This is a genomic window from Pseudoalteromonas sp. APC 3893, assembly GCF_030408095.1.
Classification (GTDB): Bacteria; Pseudomonadota; Gammaproteobacteria; order Enterobacterales; family Alteromonadaceae; genus Pseudoalteromonas.
The window spans coordinates 146,481-168,601 of record NZ_JASDCD010000003.1; the positions used below are offsets into that span (position 1 = coordinate 146,481).

18 protein-coding genes and 5 tRNA genes are annotated in these 22,121 nt (G+C 39.7%); 6 read left to right on the plus strand and 17 right to left on the minus strand.

Going from position 1 to position 22,121, the window contains the following annotated elements; all coding sequences use genetic code 11:
• Positions 1–20 precede the first annotated feature (20 nt).
• The 9 genes from lon to QMA12_RS06685 all read right to left on the minus strand — a co-directional run bounded on the left by lon (position 21) and on the right by QMA12_RS06685 (position 7,150).
• Positions 21–2,381, minus strand: coding sequence for an endopeptidase La (gene lon, locus QMA12_RS06645; RefSeq protein ID WP_290209636.1), 2,361 nt, complete (start codon positions 2,379–2,381; stop codon positions 21–23).
• Positions 2,382–2,531: 150 nt separating this feature from the next.
• Complete coding sequence (clpX, locus tag QMA12_RS06650; protein WP_087530792.1) at positions 2,532–3,815, minus strand: ATP-dependent protease ATP-binding subunit ClpX; 1,284 nt, start codon at positions 3,813–3,815, stop codon at positions 2,532–2,534.
• Between the two features lie 134 nt (positions 3,816–3,949).
• Entirely contained in the window at positions 3,950–4,570 is a 621-nt protein-coding gene (gene clpP / locus QMA12_RS06655; RefSeq protein ID WP_087530793.1) for an ATP-dependent Clp endopeptidase proteolytic subunit ClpP, read from the minus strand.
• A 166-nt stretch (positions 4,571–4,736) separates the two neighbouring features.
• On the minus strand, positions 4,737–6,041 hold the full coding sequence (tig, locus tag QMA12_RS06660; protein ID WP_087530794.1) for a trigger factor: 1,305 nt from the start codon (positions 6,039–6,041) through the stop codon (positions 4,737–4,739).
• Between the two features lie 553 nt (positions 6,042–6,594).
• Positions 6,595–6,671, minus strand: a tRNA-Pro gene (locus QMA12_RS06665).
• A 72-nt stretch (positions 6,672–6,743) separates the two neighbouring features.
• Positions 6,744–6,820, minus strand: a tRNA-Pro gene (locus QMA12_RS06670).
• A gap of 17 nt (positions 6,821–6,837) precedes the next feature.
• Positions 6,838–6,913, minus strand: a tRNA-His gene (locus QMA12_RS06675).
• A gap of 24 nt (positions 6,914–6,937) precedes the next feature.
• A tRNA-Arg gene (locus tag QMA12_RS06680) sits at positions 6,938–7,014 on the minus strand.
• 59 nt (positions 7,015–7,073) lie between these two features.
• Positions 7,074–7,150 (minus strand) — tRNA-Pro (locus tag QMA12_RS06685).
• A 344-nt stretch (positions 7,151–7,494) separates the two neighbouring features.
• Here QMA12_RS06685 and folD point away from each other — a divergent pair.
• Complete coding sequence (folD, locus tag QMA12_RS06690; RefSeq protein WP_290209637.1) at positions 7,495–8,349, plus strand: bifunctional methylenetetrahydrofolate dehydrogenase/methenyltetrahydrofolate cyclohydrolase FolD; 855 nt, start codon at positions 7,495–7,497, stop codon at positions 8,347–8,349.
• A 67-nt stretch (positions 8,350–8,416) separates the two neighbouring features.
• Here folD and QMA12_RS06695 read toward each other — a convergent pair whose 3' ends face one another.
• From QMA12_RS06695 to QMA12_RS06710, 4 genes are all read right to left on the minus strand, one after another.
• Positions 8,417–9,607, minus strand: a complete 1,191-nt coding sequence (locus QMA12_RS06695) for an amino acid aminotransferase (RefSeq protein WP_290209639.1) — start codon at positions 9,605–9,607, stop codon at positions 8,417–8,419.
• 80 nt (positions 9,608–9,687) lie between these two features.
• The gene (locus QMA12_RS06700) at positions 9,688–10,347 is read right to left on the minus strand and encodes a GAF domain-containing protein (RefSeq protein WP_290209640.1); all 660 of its coding nucleotides are present in this window, start codon (positions 10,345–10,347) and stop codon (positions 9,688–9,690) included.
• Positions 10,348–10,415: 68 nt separating this feature from the next.
• Positions 10,416–12,062 carry a fused response regulator/phosphatase gene (locus tag QMA12_RS06705; protein WP_290209641.1) on the minus strand — a complete coding sequence of 549 codons (1,647 nt, stop codon included), beginning with the start codon at positions 12,060–12,062 and terminating at the stop codon, positions 10,416–10,418.
• Positions 12,062–12,367, minus strand: coding sequence for an STAS domain-containing protein (locus QMA12_RS06710; protein ID WP_087530799.1), 306 nt, complete (start codon positions 12,365–12,367; stop codon positions 12,062–12,064). The genes QMA12_RS06705 and QMA12_RS06710 overlap by 1 nt, the downstream gene beginning before the upstream one ends.
• A 142-nt stretch (positions 12,368–12,509) precedes the next feature.
• Here QMA12_RS06710 and QMA12_RS06715 point away from each other — a divergent pair, with 142 nt between their 5' ends.
• Together QMA12_RS06715 and QMA12_RS06720 are read left to right on the plus strand one after the other, a co-directional pair.
• On the plus strand, positions 12,510–12,839 hold the full coding sequence (locus QMA12_RS06715) for a stress response translation initiation inhibitor YciH (RefSeq protein WP_087530800.1): 330 nt from the start codon (positions 12,510–12,512) through the stop codon (positions 12,837–12,839).
• 335 nt (positions 12,840–13,174) lie between these two features.
• Positions 13,175–14,224: an alpha/beta hydrolase-fold protein gene (locus QMA12_RS06720; RefSeq protein WP_290209642.1), complete on the plus strand. Its 1,050-nt coding sequence runs from the start codon at positions 13,175–13,177 to the stop codon at positions 14,222–14,224.
• A 317-nt stretch (positions 14,225–14,541) separates the two neighbouring features.
• Here QMA12_RS06720 and ggt read toward each other — a convergent pair whose 3' ends face one another.
• Both ggt and QMA12_RS06730 read right to left on the minus strand, forming a co-directional pair.
• Positions 14,542–16,170, minus strand: a complete 1,629-nt coding sequence (ggt, locus tag QMA12_RS06725; RefSeq protein ID WP_290209684.1) for a gamma-glutamyltransferase — start codon at positions 16,168–16,170, stop codon at positions 14,542–14,544.
• A 121-nt stretch (positions 16,171–16,291) separates the two neighbouring features.
• Positions 16,292–16,828 carry a GNAT family N-acetyltransferase gene (locus tag QMA12_RS06730; protein ID WP_290209643.1) on the minus strand — a complete coding sequence of 179 codons (537 nt, stop codon included), beginning with the start codon at positions 16,826–16,828 and terminating at the stop codon, positions 16,292–16,294.
• Between the two features lie 100 nt (positions 16,829–16,928).
• On the opposite strand from QMA12_RS06730, the gene QMA12_RS06735 reads away from it, so the two are divergent.
• The gene (locus QMA12_RS06735; RefSeq protein WP_087530804.1) at positions 16,929–17,297 is read left to right on the plus strand and encodes a hypothetical protein; all 369 of its coding nucleotides are present in this window, start codon (positions 16,929–16,931) and stop codon (positions 17,295–17,297) included.
• A 26-nt stretch (positions 17,298–17,323) separates the two neighbouring features.
• Here the strand turns inward: QMA12_RS06735 and QMA12_RS06740 are convergent, their stop codons facing one another.
• On the minus strand, positions 17,324–17,983 hold the full coding sequence (locus QMA12_RS06740; protein ID WP_087530805.1) for a hypothetical protein: 660 nt from the start codon (positions 17,981–17,983) through the stop codon (positions 17,324–17,326).
• Positions 17,984–18,403: 420 nt separating this feature from the next.
• Here QMA12_RS06740 and QMA12_RS06745 point away from each other — a divergent pair, with 420 nt between their 5' ends.
• Positions 18,404–19,549, plus strand: a complete 1,146-nt coding sequence (locus QMA12_RS06745) for a porin (protein ID WP_290209644.1) — start codon at positions 18,404–18,406, stop codon at positions 19,547–19,549.
• Between the two features lie 12 nt (positions 19,550–19,561).
• Positions 19,562–19,969, plus strand: coding sequence for a phosphate ABC transporter substrate-binding protein (locus QMA12_RS06750; RefSeq protein ID WP_087530807.1), 408 nt, complete (start codon positions 19,562–19,564; stop codon positions 19,967–19,969).
• Positions 19,970–20,056: 87 nt separating this feature from the next.
• Here QMA12_RS06750 and QMA12_RS06755 read toward each other — a convergent pair whose 3' ends face one another.
• A complete protein-coding gene (locus QMA12_RS06755; protein WP_290209645.1) occupies positions 20,057–21,682 on the minus strand; it encodes a HAMP domain-containing methyl-accepting chemotaxis protein in 1,626 nt (541 codons plus the stop codon).
• Positions 21,683–22,121 lie beyond the last annotated feature (439 nt).

The following is a 22,121-nucleotide window of genomic DNA, read 5'->3' on the forward strand; positions in this document are numbered from 1 at the left end:
AAGCACTTTTTTTCGGTTTTTTAGTGCTTTTTAGCCGTTTCGACTGAAAAACTCTCAACTGGGTGTACTAACGCCAGTTCTAAAACCTCATCAATCCAAGTAACTGGGTGAATATCAAGGCCTGCTAATACATTGTCAGGGATCTCTTTTAAGTCACGTTCGTTAATTTTTGGAATAATAACTGTTTTAATGCCACCACGATGCGCAGCTAATAGCTTTTCTTTTAAACCACCAATTGGCAGTACTTCTCCACGTAGCGTAATTTCACCTGTCATGGCAACATCTGCGCGTACAGGGTTACCCGTTAAGCTAGAGACTAAACCTGTGACCATCGCCGCACCTGCACTTGGGCCATCTTTCGGCGTAGCACCTTCTGGTACGTGCACGTGAATATCACGTTTTTCGTAAAAATCGTTATTAATACGGAACGTGTCTGCACGGTTGCGTACTACCGTCATCGCCGCTTGAATCGACTCTTGCATTACATCACCTAGAGAACCTGTATAGCTTAACTTGCCTTTGCCTGGCACAGCTGCGCATTCGATTGTTAATAAATCGCCGCCCACTTCTGTCCACGCTAAACCGGTCACTTGACCAATGCGGTCACCATCTTCGGCTTTGCCGTAATCAAAACGTTGCACACCTAAGAACTCTTCTAGGTTTTGCTCATTAATAGTGACTACTTTTGTTTCTTTCTCAAGCAAGATGTTTTTCACCGCTTTACGGCATAACTTAGACACTTCACGCTCTAAGTTACGTACACCGGCTTCACGGGTGTAGTAACGAATAATACCGACAATTGCGCTGTCTTCGATAACCACTTCGCCATCTTTTAAGCCATTACGCTTAACTTGCTTAGGAATTAAATGCTGTTTAGCAATATTGAGTTTTTCATCTTCGGTGTAACCCGATAAACGAATCACTTCCATCCGGTCTAATAACGGACCTGGAATATTAAAGCTGTTCGATGTTGCAACAAACATAACATCAGATAAGTCATAATCAACTTCTAAGTAATGATCCGCAAAGTGACTGTTTTGCTCAGGATCAAGTACTTCAAGTAATGCTGATGCAGGATCGCCACGCATATCTGATGACATTTTATCGATTTCATCTAATAAGAATAATGGGTTTTTAACGCCCACTTTACTCATGTTTTGAATCAGTTTACCTGGCATAGAGCCAATGTAAGTACGACGATGACCACGGATTTCAGCTTCATCACGTACGCCACCTAGTGCCATACGAATATACTTACGACCCGTTGAGCGAGCAATCGATTGCCCTAGTGAGGTTTTACCAACACCAGGAGGACCGACTAAACATAAGATTGGGCCTTTAAGCTTATTAGTACGTTGTTGAACCGCGAGATATTCAATAATGCGCTCTTTCACTTTATCTAAGCCGTGGTGATCGCTATCTAAAATCTTTTGCGCACCGGCTAAGTCTTTCTTCACTTTTGAGCGCTTTTTCCACGGTACATTGATCAGCGTATCTATGTATGAGCGTACAACGGTGGCTTCAGCCGACATGGGCGACATCATTTTTAATTTAGCTAATTCTGAATTGGCTTTTTCTTGTGCATCGCTGCTCATGCCTGATTCTTCAATACGCTTTTTCAGCGCTTCGAATTCGTCAGGTACGTCGTCAAGCTCGCCTAATTCTTTTTGAATGGCTTTCATTTGCTCGTTGAGGTAATACTCACGCTGCGATTTTTCCATCTGCTTTTTAACGCGGGTACGAATCTTTTTCTCAACTTGCAGTAAATCGATTTCGCCTTCCATTAACGCCATTAAGTATTCAAGACGTTCGGTTACGTTTGCGATCTCAAGTACTTTTTGCTTTTCTGGCACTTTTAATGGCATGTGAGCTGCCATAGTATCAGCAAGGCGCGGGGCTTCATCAATACCACTGACCGAGGTGAGCACTTCAGGTGGAATTTTTTTATTAAGTTTTACATAGCCTTCAAACTGGCTAACAGCGCTGCGGATAAAGATATCTTGCTCTTGCTCATCAATTTCTTCAGAACTAATAAACTCGGCATTCGCAACAAAAAAGTCATCGTTATCAACAAAGCTTTCAAGTTTTGCGCGTTGAATACCTTCGACTAGCACTTTTACAGTGCCATCAGGAAGTTTTAATAGTTGCAGCACAGTTGCGATAGTACCTACGCGGTAAATATCGTCTTGCTCTGGCTCATCGACTGTCGCGTCTTTTTGCGCAACAAGAAAAATTTGTTTGTCTTTATCCATTGCCGCTTCGAGGCATTTAATAGATTTTTCGCGGCCTACAAAAAGCGGGATCACCATGTGCGGGTACACCACCACATCGCGCAATGCCAGCACGGGGATTTCGACTCGATCTGTTCTCTCAAGCGTCATTATATTTCTCTTCGCTCTTCATTTATTTTAAAGATTACTCAAGTATATGGGGATAACCTAAGTAAAGTTCAACAATTTATGTCATTTGTAAGAAATAAATTATAAAAAAAGGAGCCATTGGCTCCTCTTTGTAATATCAGTGATTAAAATTTATTCTGATGCTGCTTTATCTTGGCTAGCACTTTGATAAATCAAAATTGGGTCTGATTCACCTTTGATCACGGTTTCATCGATAACCACTTTGCTGACTTCTTCCATTGAAGGAAGTTCATACATGGTATCAAGTAATACAGCTTCAACAATTGAGCGAAGACCACGTGCACCTGTTTTACGCTCCATTGCTTTATGGGCAATTGCACGTAATGCATCTTCACGGAATTCAAGCTCAACGTCTTCCATACCAAATAATGCGCTGTACTGCTTAGTCAGTGCGTTTTTAGGCTCATCTAAGATTTGCACTAGCGCAGCTTCGTCTAGCTCAGTTAACGTAGCAACAACGGGTAAACGACCAATAAACTCTGGGATCAGGCCGTATTTTACTAAATCTTCTGGCTCTACATCTTTAAATGTTTCACTTAAAGAGCGGCTCGATGCAGATTCTTTAACGCTAACACCAAAACCAATACCGGTATTTTTATGGCTGCGTTGCTCAATCACTTTATCTAGCCCTGCGAATGCACCACCACAGATAAATAAGATCTTAGAGGTATCAACCTGCAAAAACTCTTGTTGTGGGTGTTTACGACCACCTTGTGGTGGTACTGATGCAACAGTGCCTTCAATCAGTTTCAGTAAGGCTTGTTGTACGCCTTCGCCTGATACGTCACGGGTAATTGATGGATTGTCTGATTTACGTGAGATTTTGTCGATTTCATCAATATAAACAATACCACGTTGTGCTTTTTCTACGTCGTAGTCACACTTTTGCAGCAGCTTTTGAATGATGTTTTCAACATCTTCACCCACATAACCGGCTTCGGTTAGTGTGGTTGCATCGGCCATTGTAAATGGCACATCAAGTAAACGTGCAAGTGTCTCTGCAAGTAATGTTTTACCACTACCTGTTGGACCTATTAGCAAGATATTACTTTTACCGAGTTCAATATCAACTTTAGTACTTTGATTACGTAGGCGCTTATAGTGGTTATAAACCGCTACCGACAATACTTTTTTGGCGTGATCTTGGCCGATAACATAATCATCTAAATGGTTACGAATTTCTTTAGGTGCAGGCAGTTTATCAGACGTATTGTGCTTTGGCGCAATGTCTTTGATCTCTTCCCTGATAATGTCGTTACACAGCTCAACACATTCATCACAAATGTATACTGAAGGCCCTGCAATGAGTTTACGAACTTCATGCTGGCTTTTGCCACAAAAAGAGCAGTATAACAATTTATTACTTTTGTCGCCGTCTGTAGGAGTGTCAGACATTCAGCTACCTCATCTTATACGTTGGCTGCTAAACTTCTTAGCAGCTATTTCAATACGCTTAACTATACCAAAAATTATTGGCTTTCACAGTGTAAACAATTCAAGTGAGTACCGTTAGCACTCACTTAGTCTTTTTACTTACTGTCGCGATTAGTAAATACCGAGTCAACTAGGCCGTAGTCAACGGCTTGGCTTGCGCTCATAAAGTTGTCGCGGTCTGTATCGCGTGAAATCACATCTAATGGTTGGCCAGTATGCTCTGCCATTAAACGATTAAGCTTGTCTTTAATAGACAGGATTTCTTTAGCATGAATTTCAAAATCAGATGCTTGACCTTGGAAACCACCTAAAGGTTGGTGAATCATCACGCGTGAATTAGGCAAACAGTAACGCTTGCCTTTTGCACCAGCTGTTAGTAAGAATGCACCCATGCTCGCCGCTTGGCCAACACAAATAGTACTTACATCTGGTTTAATAAAGTTCATGGTATCGTAAATTGCCATACCCGCTGTTACAGAACCACCTGGTGAATTGATATATAAAAAGATATCTTTTTCTGGGTTTTCTGATTCTAAAAATAGCATTTGCGCTAAAATTAGGTTCGCCATGTTGTCTTCAACTTGACCAGTTAAAAAAATGATTCTCTCTTTTAATAGTCTCGAATATATATCATACGAGCGCTCGCCTTTCGCTGTTTGTTCAACAACCATTGGGACTAATGCATTTAGAGGATCTGTCATACCAGTGTTGTTCATACTTATTTTATTCCTTATGCGCTTATACTTATCCTGAATATAAGAAAAGCATAGTTATCTTTTTGGCAAAATTGAAGGCCACAAACTAAAATGGCTCGGGCACACTGCAAAATACAGAGTAACACGAGCCATTTAATCGTTAGCGAGGGCTTAAGTCAATGACTTATTAAGCACCTTGCTGTGGATTCATGATGTCATCAAATGCTTTTTCAACATCAGAAACGTCTGCTTTAGCTAAAATAGCTTCTACAGCTTGCTCTTCCATTGCAACATTACGCATTTGCTGCATAAGTTGATCATTTGCTTTGTAGTATTCTACTACTTCAGTTGGATCTTCGTATGCAGAAGCAACTGTAGCAATTAATGCTTCAACTTTAGCGTCATCAACTTTGATCTCGTTCGCTTTAATTACTTCACCTAGTAATAGGCCAGTTTTAACGCGAGTTACTGCTTGCTCGTGGAACAACTCAGCTGGAAGCTCAGGCATGTTTTTAGCGTCGCCACCAAAACGTTGTGCAGCTTGCTGACGTAGTGCATCAATTTCTTGATCTACTAGCGCTTTAGGCACCTCGATTTCGTTGTTAGCTAAAAGACCTTTGATTGCTTGGTCTTTCACGTTAGCTTTAACCGCTTGATCAAGCTCACGTGTCATGTTCTTTTTCACTTCTTCTTTAAGTGCGTCAACGCCACCTTCAGTTACACCGAACTTAGTTGCGAATTCTTCGCTTAGTTCAGGTAGCTCTTGTGCTTCAACTTTCTTCACAGAGATAGTGAATTGAGCAGCTTTACCTTTAAGGTTTTCAGCGTGGTAATCGTCAGGGAACGTTACATCAGCAACTACTTCTTCGCCTGCTTTTTTACCTACGATGTTATCTTCAAAACCTGGGATCATACGACCTTGGCCAAGTTCTAATGGGAAGTCTTCAGCTTTACCGCCTTCAAATACTTCGCCGTCGATAGTGCCTTCGAAGTCAACTGTTACGCGATCGTTCTCGCCAGCAGCAGTGTCTACTTCAGCCCATGATGCATGTTGCTTGCGTAGCGTTTCTAGCATGTTAGCTAAATCTTCGTCAGTAACTGTTACAGCAGGCTTTTCTACAGTGATTTTGTCTAAACCTTGAACTTCAACTTCAGGGTAAACTTCAAACGTTGCAGAGAATTCTAAATCTTTACCAGCTTCAAGCGCTTTAGGAGCGAAAGTAGGTGTACCCGCTGGGTTGATTTTTTCAGCTACGATTGCTTCGTAGAAGTTACGTTGCATTAATTCGCCAGCAACTTCTTGACGAACTGCGCCACCGTAACGTTTGTTGATTACAGACGTTGGTACTTTACCAGGACGGAAACCATCAATACGCTGGGTTTTAGACAGTTGTTGTAAGCGTTTTTTTACTTCGGTCTCAACGTTCTCTGCAGGAACGGTGATAGTCAGACGGCGCTCAAGGCCTTGAGTCGTCTCAACAGAAACTTGCATGATATACCTCAATCTTCAATTTTGGCGACTGTTCGCCTTCCTTACAAACACGGTGATCACTATACGCTTGATACGTTAAAAGCCACTTAGGGGCGTTTAAACTCCATCTTCACTATACGATACCAATGCTGCTCTGCCCTTCGGGCACTATGTTAAACAATAGACGCGGCATTATAACCTAATATTTATGATAGTCGAGTCTAGGGGGAAATTATTTGGTTAGATCACGGATTATAGCGGGTAAATGAGTGAAAAGTAGGCGGTTCAACTGCAAGTTAGCAAGTTAGCAAGTTAGCAAGTTAGCAAGTTAGCAAGTTAGCAAGTTAGCAAGTTAGCAAGTTAGCAAGTTAGCAAGTTAGCAAGTTAGCAAGTTAGCAAGTTAGCAAGTTAGCAAGTTAGCAAGTTAGCAAGTTAGCAAGTTAGCAAGTTAGCAAGTTAGCAAGTTAGCAAGTTAGCAAGTTAGCAAGTTAGCAAGTTAGCAAAATTTTAGCTTTAGAATTAAGTTTTGCAATATTAGTTTTGAATTTTATTAGTTTTGAATTTTTTTGAAAAGTGGTCGGCGATGCAGGATTTGAACCTGCGACCCCTTGGACCCAAACCAAGTGCGCTACCAAACTGCGCTAATCGCCGATATTGAAGTATGAAACTTCGTTTTCTATTTTGAACACTTAAACGGTGAGTTTAAGACCACTTTAAAGAAAGTGGTCGGCGATGCAGGATTTGAACCTGCGACCCCTTGGACCCAAACCAAGTGCGCTACCAAACTGCGCTAATCGCCGATATTCTTTTTGTAAATTGGGGTGACTGATGGGGCTCGAACCCACGACAACCGGAATCACAATCCGGGGCTCTACCAACTGAGCTACAATCACCACGGCATTTACATGTTTTCGAAATGGCGCACCCAGAAGGATTCGAACCTTCGACCGACGCCTTAGAAGGGCGTTGCTCTATCCAGCTGAGCTATGGGCGCATCGAAAACTTCATAGTTTACCAATAAGCCACTCTATTATAAAAAATTATAAATGAAAGTGGTCGGCGATGCAGGATTTGAACCTGCGACCCCTTGGACCCAAACCAAGTGCGCTACCAAACTGCGCTAATCGCCGATGCTTACTATTGTCTGCGAGTGACCTCGTTGACAACGGGGTGCATAATAGTGATTTGACTGGGTTAGGTCAAACCTTTTTTTAAGAAAATAAATCAATCGGTCATTTTTAGTTCACAATGTCTAAATATTGTAAATATAAGCTGAAATTCGACCGTTTTTTATAATAGTGTGGTTTATATAAAAAAAGCAACTTGGCGCTTTGGCGCTTTTCTGCGAAAATAGCACAACTATATAGCAAGGCAAAATTAGGCTGAGTAAAATCAGTCACGTTTACCCCTTTTAAACGATAATCTCTTGCTAAGTATCAGTTTCAAGTTAACTAACCCCAATTAAAGGTCACCCATGACGGCAAACATCATCGATGGTAAGGCAATAGCTAAACAAGTACGAAGTGCTGTAGCAGAAAAAGTAAGTGAACGCGTAGCCAAGGGCTTACGTGCACCAGGACTTGCAGTTGTGCTTGTAGGACAAGACCCTGCAAGCCAAGTTTATGTTGGTTCAAAGCGTAAAGCCTGCGAGGAAGTTGGTTTTGTATCAAAATCATTTGATTTACCTGCAGATACCTCAGAGCAAGCACTACTCGACCTAGTAGATGAACTGAATAACGACCAAACAGTCGATGGTATTTTAGTTCAGTTACCATTACCTGAGGGGCTTGATGCAGAAAAAATTCTTGAGCGTATTACGCCACTAAAAGATGTCGATGGTTTCCACCCTTATAATATCGGCCGTTTAGCACAGCGTATGCCTGCCCTTCGCCCTTGCACACCAAAAGGTATTATAACCCTACTAAATTCAACCGGCGTTAAATACAAAGGCATGCATGCTGTAGTGGTCGGTGCATCAAATATCGTTGGTCGCCCTATGGCGCTAGAGTTACTCCTTGCTGGCTGTACAACAACAGTGTGCCATAAGTTTACTCAAGATTTGGAAACTCACGTACGCCGTGCTGATTTACTAGTTGTTGCGGTAGGTAAACCTGAATTTATACCGGGCGACTGGGTGAAAGAAGGTGCGATGGTTATCGATGTAGGCATCAACCGTTTAGATACGGGTAAATTAGTGGGTGATGTACAATATGACGTTGCTGAGCAAAAAGCACATTTCATTACACCTGTCCCAGGCGGTGTTGGCCCAATGACGGTAGCAAGCTTAATTGAAAATACACTAGAAGCGTGTGAGAAATACCACAGTTAGTTTATTTAAAGTATTAAAAAAACCGCACAACTTACGTTAGTGCGGTTTTTTTATCTACGCTAGCTGTTTACTTACAAACGTCTGCTACAGCGTTTGAGAAGTATTCGATATTTGCTTGGCTAATACCGGCTACGTTTACACGGCTAGAACCAACAATATAAATTCCATACTCTTTTTGTAAGCGCGCGATTTGCTCTTTATTAATGCCAAGGAATGAGAACATACCATTTTGACGGTCAATAAATGAGAAGTCTTGTGCAATGTCTTTCGCTGCTAAGCTGTCTTTGATTAACGTACGAAGACCATTAATACGATTACGCATTTCATCAAGCTCACTGTGCCACTCTTGCGTAAGTTCTGCACTGCCTAAAATAGTGTTTACGATATCGGCACCATGTGCTGGCGGCATAGAGTAAATACTACGTACTACACTTAACATTACTGAGTTAGAGATATCAGCAGTTGCGCTATCTTTGGCAATAATTGAACATGCACCAATACGCTCACGGTATAGGCCAAAGTTTTTAGAACAAGAAGAACAAATGATCAACTCTTCAACTGCGTTAGCTAAAATACGCAAGCCGTTAGCATCTTGCTCAAGGCTTGAACCAAAACCTTGGTAAGCAATATCAACAAGTGGTGTAAAACCAACTTCTTTTGCAAGCTCTGCTACTGTTTTCCACTGTGTTTCGTTTAAGTCCATACCGCTTGGGTTATGACAACACGCATGAACAAGAACAACATCACCTTTTGGTACTTGCTTGAGTGTATTGATCATGTCATCAAATAACAGATCTTTGTTTTCATAATCGTAATACGGGTATTCTTTGACTGTTAGGCCTGCCGCTTCAAATAAGCTGATGTGATTTGCCCATGTTGGGTTTGTGACCCAAATAGTTGCACTTGGGTTACAACGAGCAATAAACTCAGCCGCTACACGAAGCGCGCCTGTACCACCTGGTGCCTGCGCGGTACGAACACGGTTTGCAAGGAGTGCTTGGTGCTCACCTAATAAAAGGTTTTCCATTTTTTGACAAAAATCTAAATTACCCGCTAAACCAATATATGATTTACTGGTTTCATTTTCGAGGCGGAATGCTTCTGCCTTTTTAACGGCGCTTAATACCGGCGTATTACCTTGTTCGTCTTTATAAACACCAACCCCTAAGTCAATCTTATTTGGGTTAGTATCTTGCTTATAGGCCGCCATAAGGCCAAGAATAGGATCTGTTGGTAATGGTTTTAATTCTGAGAACATTGACTATCTCTTATCATTATTTAGGGGTTAGCTGTTGCACTTAGCTTAACATAAAATGTGACTAGCATGGCTAGTGTTATTTACACTAAAAAGTGAGGAATTTTAATACAGCATGCAATTAGTAGTGCTAGCGTTTGCTGATCAAAAAAATCATTATTGAACGCCTCACCATCGACTATGCCAACACAATTGTTTTGCTCATCAAATAAAGGTAAACATGCCTCTGCTTTTACTTTAGGATCGCAAGTATAATACTCGCCACCCGCTGCCAAGTATTGCTCAACATTGTTAATCACTCGGCCCTTTGTACTCAATGCCACTTGAACATTATTACTTCCTGCAGCAAATTCTTTGGTCAATGGAAATAAAGGTCTGCTAGGTGCGCCAAAGTAGGCTAATTTTAACAACTGTGCACCTTCATCAGTGGCAGTGTTTTGATAAATACCATACCAATCCACCCCAGTTTGCTCTACGACATAATTTACGATGCGTTGTAACTGTGTCAGTTTTTCAGTGGTATGTGAGTCTTGCTTTAAATAATCGGTTAACTTAAATGGTGTTTCTTGTAGGTAACCAAATAAACTACAGGCGCCGCCTTCACCTAACTCAGGTATTTGATATTCCCAGTTTATTGCTGGGCGATCATTGTTTGATAAATAACTCTCAAGCTTGGTAAGCTCTGAAGACACTAATTGCTGCGGCACATCAAGTTGTGCAAGTAATAAATAAGAAGAAACCATCTAGCCGTCCAAACATCTAAATAAAGCAAAATAATAGCATGTCATTAATCACTCTACTAGTGTTGAATCTAAGTTAGCTTATAACACATTTCAATTTGGTTACCTGAAGCGTTATAACCTACGTGTTCGGCTATTTCCTCTAGCAATGACAGCCCTCTGCCATGTTCACGCGCTAAGCTTTGGGCGCGATGATTGTTGCAAGTAAAGCCATTGCCTGAATCACAAATGGTAAAATATAAACACAAAGATTCAGGACAATAGCGAATCTCAATAATGATCATTGCTCCTTGTAAGCTCGCCAGGGCCGCTTCTCTTTGCTGGTAAAACTCAAAAAAGCCATCGTCATGATTTTTTATATCAGAATCAAGCCCAAGTAAGCCATGATCAACGGCATTATTATACGCTTCTGATAAAAGTAAAAAAATATCCGAGCGATGTGCTTTTAAACCACTGACCCGGGTAATAACATCAACAACTTCAAGTACAGGATCTGTTTGTTTGATTTGCGCAGAGTTTAAGCTCAGTGAGAAATTAAAAGGGAGCGGCGAGTAAGTTTCAGCTTCGGCTTTGCTTGATGGAACGGGTAAACAATTAAAAAGCACCAAACTTAAGTCATCTTGTTGCTTAGAGCCTTTAGCAAACTTAGTAACTTGTTCAATTATATCATGACAGCTTACTTGCGTTTTGCTGCCTAGCACTTGAATAAATCGTTGCTCACCAAAGTATTCATCTTCGTCATTAGCGGTTTCAATTATGCCGTCTGTCGCTAAAACAATTCGCGTTGTATTATCCACTTCAAAATGAATTAACTCTCGCTCGAATTCATCAGCATCCAAAATCCCGAGCGCCATATGCTGTGATTCTAATGTTTTTAGCACCTTACCTTGCTGATCAATCACATACGCATCAGGTAAACCGCCAAGCCAAGCTGAGATGCTTTTTCCTGAGCTACTTAATTCAATGATGGTCGCCGCGCAAAACATATGACCAGGCAGTAACTTGGCTAATACCGTGTTGACTTCATGAGCGATATCGTTAACCGCCATGCCTTTATTGACCATGGTGTAGAACACTTTAGATGCAGGCAGCGCGCCAACAGCAGCAGCAAGCCCATGGCCGGTAAAATCACCAAGCATACAATACAAACTACCAATTGGGCTTTGCGCAACTAATAACATATCACCATTAAACATAGAGGCAGGAGAGAGATGAAAGTCGATGTTGTTACTAAATTCATTTTGGTTTTCTAACGCATTATTAAAAATATGTTCAACAATTTCGTGTTCACGCTCAGTTTGATTGTAATGGTATTCTAGCTGTGCATTTTGTTCGTGGGCTTTTAGACTAAGTTGGCGAGTACGACTGTGGGCTTTTATTTTAGCGGTTAAGATAACTTTATCAAACGGCTTATGAATAAAATCATCGCCCCCAACGGCTAAGCAATGCTCTAAACTATCTTTGTCTTCTAACGAGGTGATAAAAATAATCGGTAAGTAAACATCTTCACTACGCTGTTTTATTTTTGGGGCAGTTTCATAGCCATCCATTTCTGGCATTAATACATCAAGTAGCACGATATCAATCGACTGGCTATCTATTACGGCTAATGCCTCAATACCATTGTTTGCTGTCGTTACTTGATATCCTTGTTGCTTTAGCATTACGCTAAGCAATGAGCGGTTTAGAGCCTGATCATCAACAACGAGTACATGCATCAGTCGATATCAAACTTTTTATCAAACCGTGAGATTTGTAATATCTTTTTTAATTGCGGCTGACAATTACTAATATGAATGGCATCAACGGAAGTACCTAATGTTTTTTTCATATTTAGTAACATGCCCAAAGCAGAGCTATCCATGTAATCTGTTTCGCGAAGGTCGATAACAACTTTTGCAGTTTTATCGCCGATTTCAGCATAAGCTTGTCGAAATGACTGCACCAAATTAAAATCAAACTTACCTTTAATTTGGATAGTTAATGTTGTGCCATCTGCTGAGGCTGTCTTACTTAAACTCATACTTAATTCCTGATTAGATTATCCATTCTATAGAGTTAATATAACCTTTTAAGACTAAATTCGCCAAAAATAAAAGCGTCTTGTTGTAAATTTGTTATTATAGAAGTCATTGTTTATATAACTTTTTCATTGCAGGTTTAGTATGAGTGACAATAATCTCGTTTATTCAACAGAAACTGGTCGTATTAGCCAACCAAAAGCAACAAAGGAAGTTGCTGGCAAAGTATTTAAAGATGGCGCTCTGCGAATTGAACGCCAAACTAAAGGCCGTAAAGGCAAAGGCGTAATGCTAGTAACCGGTATTGATAGCGAACAACATGACCTAAAAAAACTGGCCAAAACAATCAAAAGTAAAATGGGCCAAGGCGGCGCAGTAAAAGACGGTATCATCGAAGTACAAGGCGATGACCGCGATAAACTCAAAGCCATACTTGAAGCACTTAAATTTAAAGTGAAAATTGCCGGGGGCTAAGCCCCTACTTTGATGGCGTTTAGTAGTATTTAATGAGTGATTCATAACAGTCTGAGCGTCGGGTTTGAGCGAGAACCGGTCATTGAGATTGGCTAAATATCGTCGTTAATTGATTCGTTAAACTGCTCTTTGTGCATATATTCATGAAAATGAGCGCTGCGCGCATATTGATTCGCTTAACTTTACCTAAAAAATTTAGAATACTTAGTGATAGTGATACCTTAGGTTATTTGTTAAAAGTAGATAAGTGAGCGTGGCGTCAGCAGAAATATGCGCGATGAGCGCACTATTAAATTATTATATTCCTAGTGTTTCATCAACATGGAGAGTTATAAATGAGAGTATCGTTTTTTAGTTTTGTTTTACTTTGTTCACAGTTTTCATATGCATCAGATTTGATGTTAGCTGAAGAAATTAAGTTGCAGTCCAATTCACTTGGTGAAAAAAGAAACTTATTAATAAAGCTGCCAAAGAAATATCATGATGAAGATAATTCATATCCAGTACTATACGTACTGCACGGTCAATGGGATATGCTTTCAACTTTATCGACTATTGATTTATTAGAAGATCAAATTCCAAACTTTATTGTTGTCGGTATCGAAAGTAGAGGAAAAGAACTTAGCCCTGAAAACGGAAAAACAACGCCCTTTGCTAACTTCCTTGCGAAAGAAGTCGTTTCCTTTGTTAATGATAAATACCGAGTTGCACCTTATACAATTTTATCTGGGCACTCTAATTCAGGCCGTTTCGTCTTAGATTATTGGTTAAGTAATAATCCTGCTTTTTCAAAATACTTCGCTTTCAGTCCTTCTCTTGATGATAATTACATCTTAGATATGGTATCCAAATCAAAAATTAAGGCTTTAAAAAAGAAAGCTCCTCTTACGATCACCATCGCAAATGAAGGTGAACATATGCAAGAGCCTTTTACTAAATTGTCTCAGAAGTTAAGTAGCTTATCTGAAGGTTCTTTTGAATTCCAAAAATTCCCAGAGCAATCTCACAGAACCACTAAACACTCTTCTATGCAATATGCTTTACAATCAACATTTACGGGCTGGGAACCAACCTACGAAGTAAAAACTTCAGGATTAGATGGTTTAAAAAAACACTATACAGATTTATCTGAAAAATTTGGGTTTAAGGTTTCTGTTCCTAACGAAACCTTGCAAAGGCTAACAGCTCATTATGCAATTTCTGAAAATGCTACAGAAGAACTTCACAAGCACATAGCTTTCACAATTAATCAATCTTCAGATGGCATAGACTCATTGTTTGAAATATCTGACTATTTGTCTAGCAATGGATATAAAGATGCTGGTGAGAGTATTTTTAGTGAAATATGCAATCAGGTTAAAGGTGACCAAAGGTGTAATGGCTAGAGCGTGTTATAACAAGTGACTAAAGTTATGAGTGTCCGTAAATGGCACAGTGAAGACAATCGATAATTCTAATTCCTAGTTTACGCCAAGCATTGTTATTAGCTGTCAGCAATTAACGTATATTTTTACAAAATGCCCAAAGCGCAAGATAAACTCGCGCTTACAACACACTCCCCTAGCTCCTAGTTACCTAGCACCTAAAATCTAGTTACCTAGCCCCTAAAACCTTTTGTAACTGGGCTTCGCTATGCTCAACCCAACCACAATCGCTTAATTTAACGTCGCGCAAGCTTACGGCTAACCACTTACAGCTAAAATCAAAACACCATGGCTTTGCCGCGACCCGACGCTTCTGAGCCTGCATCAAGTTTGCCATCACGCTCAATGATCACATGCATATCACCAAAGCGGCGTTCATCTAATGTGTAACCCATTTTTTCAAGTGCACTGATAACATCAGCATCTAAACCACTGTGATGGCGAATCACATTTTTAGGCCATAGCTGGTGGTGAAAACGTGGGCTATTCACCACTTCTTCTGCGCTCATATTAAATTCAACCGCGTTTAAAATCGATTCATACACTGAGCTGATAATCGTCGTGCCGCCAGGTGAGCCGGTGACCATTTTTACTTTATTGTTTTTAAGTAAGATAGTTGGCGTCATTGAGCTGAGCATACGTTTATGTGGCTGTATTTCGTTGGCCTTGCCACCAAGCGCGCCAAAAACGTTCATCACGCCTGGTTTTGCACTAAAGTCATCCATCTCATCATTAAGTAAAAAGCCAGCACCTGCAACAACGACGCCACTGCCGTACCCTAAGTTAATCGTTGTGGTGTTTGACACTGCATTCCCCCACTTATCTACAATTGAAAAGTGAGTGGTTTGTTCGCTTTCATACAAACCTGGTTTAATGCTTTCGGTGGTTGATATTTTATCAAGGATAATCGTGCTACTGCGCTTTTTAAGGTATTCACTGCCAATCAGCTCTGTTTGTGGTACGTCAAAAAAGTCTGGGTCACCTAAGTACTCTGCCCTATCGGCAAAAACGCGTTTACCTATTTCAGATAGTAAATGGATATAGCCAGTAGAATTATGCTCAAAACCTGCGCTTGGCTTAGTTAATTCATACATTCTTAGCCATTGTAAAATAGCAATGCCGCCTGAGCTTGGAGGAGGTGATGTTAAAACTTCATAACCGTTCCAACTGGCTTTAATAGGAGTCCGTGATTTTGCTTGATAGCCTTTTAAATCGGCTTGCGTGATTATACCGCCATGTTGCGCCATAAAATCAGCGATAATTTTAGCGGTTTCGCCTTCATAGAACCCTGCTTTACCATTATCACGAATGCGCTTAAGTGTCGCGGCAAGCTCTGGCTGCTTAAAGTTTTGCTTTGCTTTAGCGCTGGCAAAATAATCAGCAAAATTAATCGAAACGTCTTTTTTAGCCATACGAGCTATATAACGCTCAATGCTGCTGGCAAGCTTTGGGTGTACAATAAAGCCATGTTCAGCTAATTTAACGGCGGGTTCAACTAAGGTTTTCCAAGCAAGAGTCCCGTGTTTTTTATGAGCAAGCCACATACCTGCAACACTGCCAGGCACACCGCTGGCATGAATACCATACACAGAACGATGCTTAATAACATTACCCTGCTTATCTAAATACATATCGCGATGTGCCGCACTCGGTGCTGTTTCACGATAATCAATAAAGTCACTTGCGCCGTCTTTTTGGATCAGCATAAAACCACCGCCACCAATATTCCCAGCCTCAGGTAGGGTTACAGCCAATACAAATTGTGCCGCGATAGCCGCATCAACGGCATTACCGCCTTGCTCTAGAATAGCCCTTGCGGTATCACTACTATAACTGTCAGGCATGGCAACCGCAGCTTGGCTCGTTTTTTCTGCAGCACTCAGCATTAGATTTAGCTGAATTACCATGAAGCACAATAAAAGCAAAATTTTACCACGAGAAAACATAGTTCATTCCTTTTTAATTTTATTTTTTAACTAAATTATTTCACCATTAATGCATACTGTACCGCACTAGGTCAAACGGCAATTAAACTAACTTTCGATATAGCACAGCAGGTAGCTCACCTTCCTCATCTATATGAGTGTAATTTTTAATAAATTTCATGGCTAACTTTTCCATAACTTTAATTGAAGCTAGATTGTCTTGTAATGCTGTCGCACTAATAGCATGCACTTGAGGCTGCTGGGCAATACAATCAGCTATTGCTATAGCCGCTTCACTAGCAAACCCTTTGCCCCAGCTCGAGCGTTTAAAACGCCAACCAATCTCAATGTCATTATAGTTAGGTGATTTAGTAAAAAAATCCATCGGCCTGCTCAGTACCCAGCCTATAAACTCACCTGTTTGCGTAATATTCACCTGCCATAATCCCCAGCCCTTCTCAGCATTGCGATACGCTTGCATACGTGGGACAAATACCTCTTGAATTGTCTGCATGCTACTCACTTTCCCTCGTGTTAGGTACTGCATAACTTGCGGATCATTATCTAATTCATACAATAGCGGTGCATCGTGCTCATCCATTAACCGAAAACTAAGTCGAGCTGTTCTAGATACGTTCATATTTTTACCTGTATATTGCATGTTTTTAAATTATTACTAAAATTACTTTACCTAAGAATGACGGTCTTAGGAACACTCCCCCTTTTAACAGAGAACAAATATGAAAAAAATCGCGAGTTTAGTTTTGTTAGGTTGCGTTATTCTCAGCGGATGTGAAGACGCTAATGAAGTAAAAGAAGATGCAGCAGAAGCCAAAGCCGAAATGAAAAAAGCATTAGGTGATGCGTGGGATGAGGTAAAAGATACCACTAATGAATTCAAGGATGAATCACTTGACGAGCTATTAGCTGAAAGTAAAAAGCTTGGCTTAGACATGTACGATGATGGTAAAGAAGTTGCCCTTGACGCATGGCTCGAAAGTAAAGAAGCTGCAGGTGAGTTAACTGAAAAAACCAAGCAAAAAGCACAAGAACTCGCCCAAGAATTACGTGAAGCCCGCGAACAGCGCGAGCAAGATAACGATAATTAAAACTCAAGCTTGGTAACCTGCCTGCTTTACAACCGTGCCTGTAAAGCTTTCAAATAAGCTTTGCGGGCGATCAACTCTTCCAATTTACCTTGGTATGAATACACTTTACTAATATCAGCAAATGATAGGCGCCCTTTTATTATAGACATTGAACAGCTTATGTTTACCCAGTTAAAATATAAAAGTAACGTCTGTAAGCCATCGGTTTGTACCTGGTTAAAGCCCACTTTTTGTGCTGTTTTAGGATTAATAATATAACTGGTCGCCTTAATGGTTATATTTTTATGTTGTTGCTGCTCATAATGTTCAATTAGTTTAATTAACCCCGCAACATAGCCGCTTAAGACCTGTTTTTTTCGTTGCTGGGCGGTTTGGCTTGAATCTAGAACAAAGTAGTAATCGAATAAACTCCCACCATGTAAAGCCAAACTGTTATTTTTTACTTTTTCCGCAATGAGTAACGGTGAGTAATAAATTAAGTTCCCTGCTTTTATGCCACTTGGTACATCAATAAAAGGGGCTAATACAGACAAGCTTACTGACAGTACAAATAAAGTAACAAAAGGGACTCCAAGAAAAGTAAACACACTTCCTAGCAGAATATTTAAAAGAACATACAAGCCTATTAGCTTTAGTTGAAAGCGCCGTTGCTGCTTATCACTAAGCACATAAAACCTATGTTCCACTGTGGCTACCCTCAATTGTTATTTTTATACGGTATGGTGCTGTTAAAACACCAATAAATAACAACAATATAACTGGCACTAGAACTGCGCAAGTTCTTATCTTTAAATACCACACCTTTAAAGAGTTTTTTACGATGCCACATAACCTAAAAAGAACGTTAAGTTCGATGAGCAGCCACCTCAGGAAGAAGGTTATAGTTATTTGGTTGAATTAGGTATGATTTAGCTGGATAAAATTAAAAATCTAATAAAATTATTATAAATTAGTCTAACATATGAAATAATCCACCTTATCTATTCTGAATTTTCACTTCTTAAAATTGGCCTTAACTACTTTATTTACCGATAGCGTCGCTAAGTCGCTCTTTTACTACTAGAATATCTTTGAAATCAACATTTCTTTAAATATTAGGATACACAATGAAAAAACTTCCTATCGCAATTGCTCTTTGCGCTGTATGTGCGTCTGCAAGCTCATATGCAGAAGTGCGTATCAATGGTTTTGCCTCTATTGTTGGCGGTAAAACATTAGACGATGATACAACTTTATATGGGTATGATAACGATATATCTTTTAAAAATGAAAGCGTGTTTGCGCTGCAATTATCTGCTGATCTGCAAGATAAATTAAGCGCAACAGCACAAATAGTAGCCCGTGGCGAAAATGACTTTGACGCTGAGTTTGAATGGGCGTACTTAACATACGAGTTTACCGATGAGCTGCAACTCAGTGCAGGTAAAATGCGCGTACCTTTTTATCGTTATTCAGACTTTTTAGATGTTGGCTATGCATACCGCTGGGTAAGGCCACCTCAATCAGTTTATAACCTTCCTTTTTCAACCTATGAAGGTTTAAGTTTATTATATTCATCACAAATTGGTGATTGGGACTCGACACTTCAAGGTATTTATGGAAGCTACGACGGTACAATTGCCGTTGTATCAGTTAATGGTGACACTGAGCTTAATGATATAGCAGGCGTTAACTGGACACTAAGCTACGACTGGTTTAGTGCTCGCGCAGCCTACTTTATAGCTGATACATCTATAGCAATTGAAAATGATAACGCAACAGCTGTCGCACTCAATGAGTTAGAAACAAAATTACGAAACGCAGGGTTTGTTGATCAGGCTGATAACATCGCTGTCGATGAAGATGACGGATCATTCTTAGCACTTGGTTTCTCTATTGATTATAACAACGTGTTATTCGATGCTGAATATACGGAGTTTGAAGTAGATAACAGTGCATTAGCTAAGCAAACTCAATACTATACATCTGTAGGCTATCGTATAGATGAGTGGACTGTTCATTTGACTTATGAGAATAACGACGATAAGCATGAAAAAAGCCGTTATAATGCGCTACCAGCCGTTCCTGATTTAAATCAAGGTATCAACTTGGTATTGGAGGGATCAAAAGCGAAAAGTAATGTATACACTATTGGCACTCGTTATGACTTCCACCCTTCTGCAGCTTTAAAGGTAGACTTTAGCCGCTTTAAAAACGATATCACAGATACTGAGACTGATGTTGTTGCTGTCGCTGTAGATTTAGTATTTTAATTGGAGTTTGTGATGAAAAAATTATTTTTAGCCGCTGCACTGACTGTTTGCTCATTGAACACATTTGCAGAAGTTGCTGTAATCGTAAACCCTGCAAATGCGAATCAAATTGACGCTAATACCATTAAAAAAATCTACTTAGGAAAAAGTAAATCTTTTGCTGATGGTATGAAAGTGAACCCAGTTAACCAAGATAGTAATAGTGTAGCAGATGAGTTCAACGACAAAGTGGTTGGTAAGTCTGGCAGTCAACTCAATGCTTATTGGTCAAAATTGATATTTACCGGTAAAGGAACTCCACCTGAAAAACTTAGTAATGATCAAGCTGTGATTGATTTCGTTAGTAACAACAAGGATGGAATTGGCTACATTGATAGCGCAAAGGTGACTGATAGCGTAAAAGTTATTGGCAAATTTTAAAAATTATTTATTTTTCAATTGAATAACCACCTCAAACGAGGTGGTTTTTTATTATCTACTTAAATATTTTAAAGTTTAGATTCGCCTTTATTCAACTTTAAACTTCGCAGTCGCATCTAATAAGTTATCTGATAAATAATGTAGATTTTTAGCAACATCCCTTACAGCGGCAAGTGATTGCATTGTATCTTCGAATGACGTATGCATGTTAGAGACATTCTCGACAACCATCGCAGCAACGGAAGTTTGCTCTTCAGTGGCCGCTGCTATTTGCGAGTTCATTCCATTAATCTCAAGCATTTGTTCGGCAATTTTTTCAATTGAAACACCGGTATTTTCTGCTGCAATGGCATTATTAGTCGCCATATCCCGTGCCGAAGTCATTGCATTTACCGACTCATTTGCAGCTGTTGTCAGTATATTTAATAGTTCTCGGATTTCATTTGTTGATTTAGCTGTACGTGATGCAAGCTCTCTAACTTCATCGGCTACTACCGCAAAGCCTCGGCCCTGCTCACCAGCTCGAGCTGCTTCAATAGCGGCATTGAGTGCTAACAAATTTGTTTGTTCAGCAATCGACGTTATAACATTTAAAATCTGTGTTACATTTTTAGTGTCATCAGCTAACTTATTGATTGTAGTTGCCGCATGATTTATTTCATTGCTCAGCGTTTTAGATTCTGAAACCGATGTTTGAATCTGGCTACGACTTTGTTCTACTTCTTGCTCCGCTGTTTGTGCAGCACGAGATGCGTTAGCAGCCGATTGAGAGATATCACCCACACTCTGCTTCATCTCTTCCATCGACTGTTTAACAATCTCTGCATCTGAAGTTTGTTTACTGGTTGCCCGCTCAGCTTGCTCCATACCTTGAACTAAGCGTGTTGAATTTTCCATTAATGGCTCACATACAGCCATTACATCTAAAACTGAACCTCGTAATAAAGCTATAAACGTATTGAAATTGATTGCTACTTGACCAATTTCATCTTCAGATCGTACTGTTAGCTGCGTACTTAGTGAGCCTTTACCTTCGCCTAGTAAACGTAAATTTCCTGCCGCCTCACTCGCTGCAGACCCAATACCTCTTGCAATCCAGACAGCCATAAATAAAAGTAAAACCAAAGACACTAAAGACACGACGAACATCAAAGTTAAAGCATTATCAGAACGAGACTTAGTATCTTTAACTAATTCAAAAAAACGGTCATCAGCACGTTGCTGCGCATTTTTAAAACTCTCTAAAACAGAGTTATACATCTGTGTTTTAGACTGAGCTTGCTGTTGGATCTTACTAAAATCAGCAGTACCTTTTATCATTCCAATCGCTATTTCAGAAGAAACCTTAGAATAACTATTAAGTTGGATGCGTGTTTGAGAGTCGATGTAACTACTGTTAATAGCTGTGATTTTTTCAAGGTTAACGGTTAATTTTGCATATGTGTCACCGGCTTTGTCTACCAGTTCTTGTTCGCCAAACGTTACAGCTTGCGTATAGAGTTCGTCTAGTTTTTCTAATAGAACAACATTTGAAGATGTTAACTTAACCACCTGGTAAGAGGTTTTCTCTAGCTCATCCAATGAACCTCGGTTGTCATCCATAGCAATATAATTTATCAGCACTATCACTATAAAAGCGACCACTGCAATACTAGTAATTGCATGGATTTTTTTAGTGATACTGATATTTTGAAAAGACATACTTGACGCCATTCGATGTACCTTAATTTTTATAACTATGTGTGTTATCGGCTAGATGGCCTAATATTTTAACTATATTTATAATTTATATAGCTTTTCTATATATAATCATCTCATCAATACGTAATCAATCAGAGTTTTAACACTATTTGTTAGGATTTACTTACATCCTCTATTTATAGGCTATTATTAGTTAATTGCAATTCTCTTTTGTTGTAATTAATTGTTTTAGCATTAAATATAAAGAAAATTTTATTAAACTCACCAATTTAACTCAAACCTCACCTAAGTTTATTAAAAAAAGTGACATCTTTGCTATAAGATAACCTATTTGATACTAAATATTGTTTAATACAATGATGGTAAGTTTAGCAGCTTGCATCTGATTCAAACTGACTTACCCAAGAGCAGTTGCACAAAAGAATAGACCGCATTGATTGACACGGTCAAA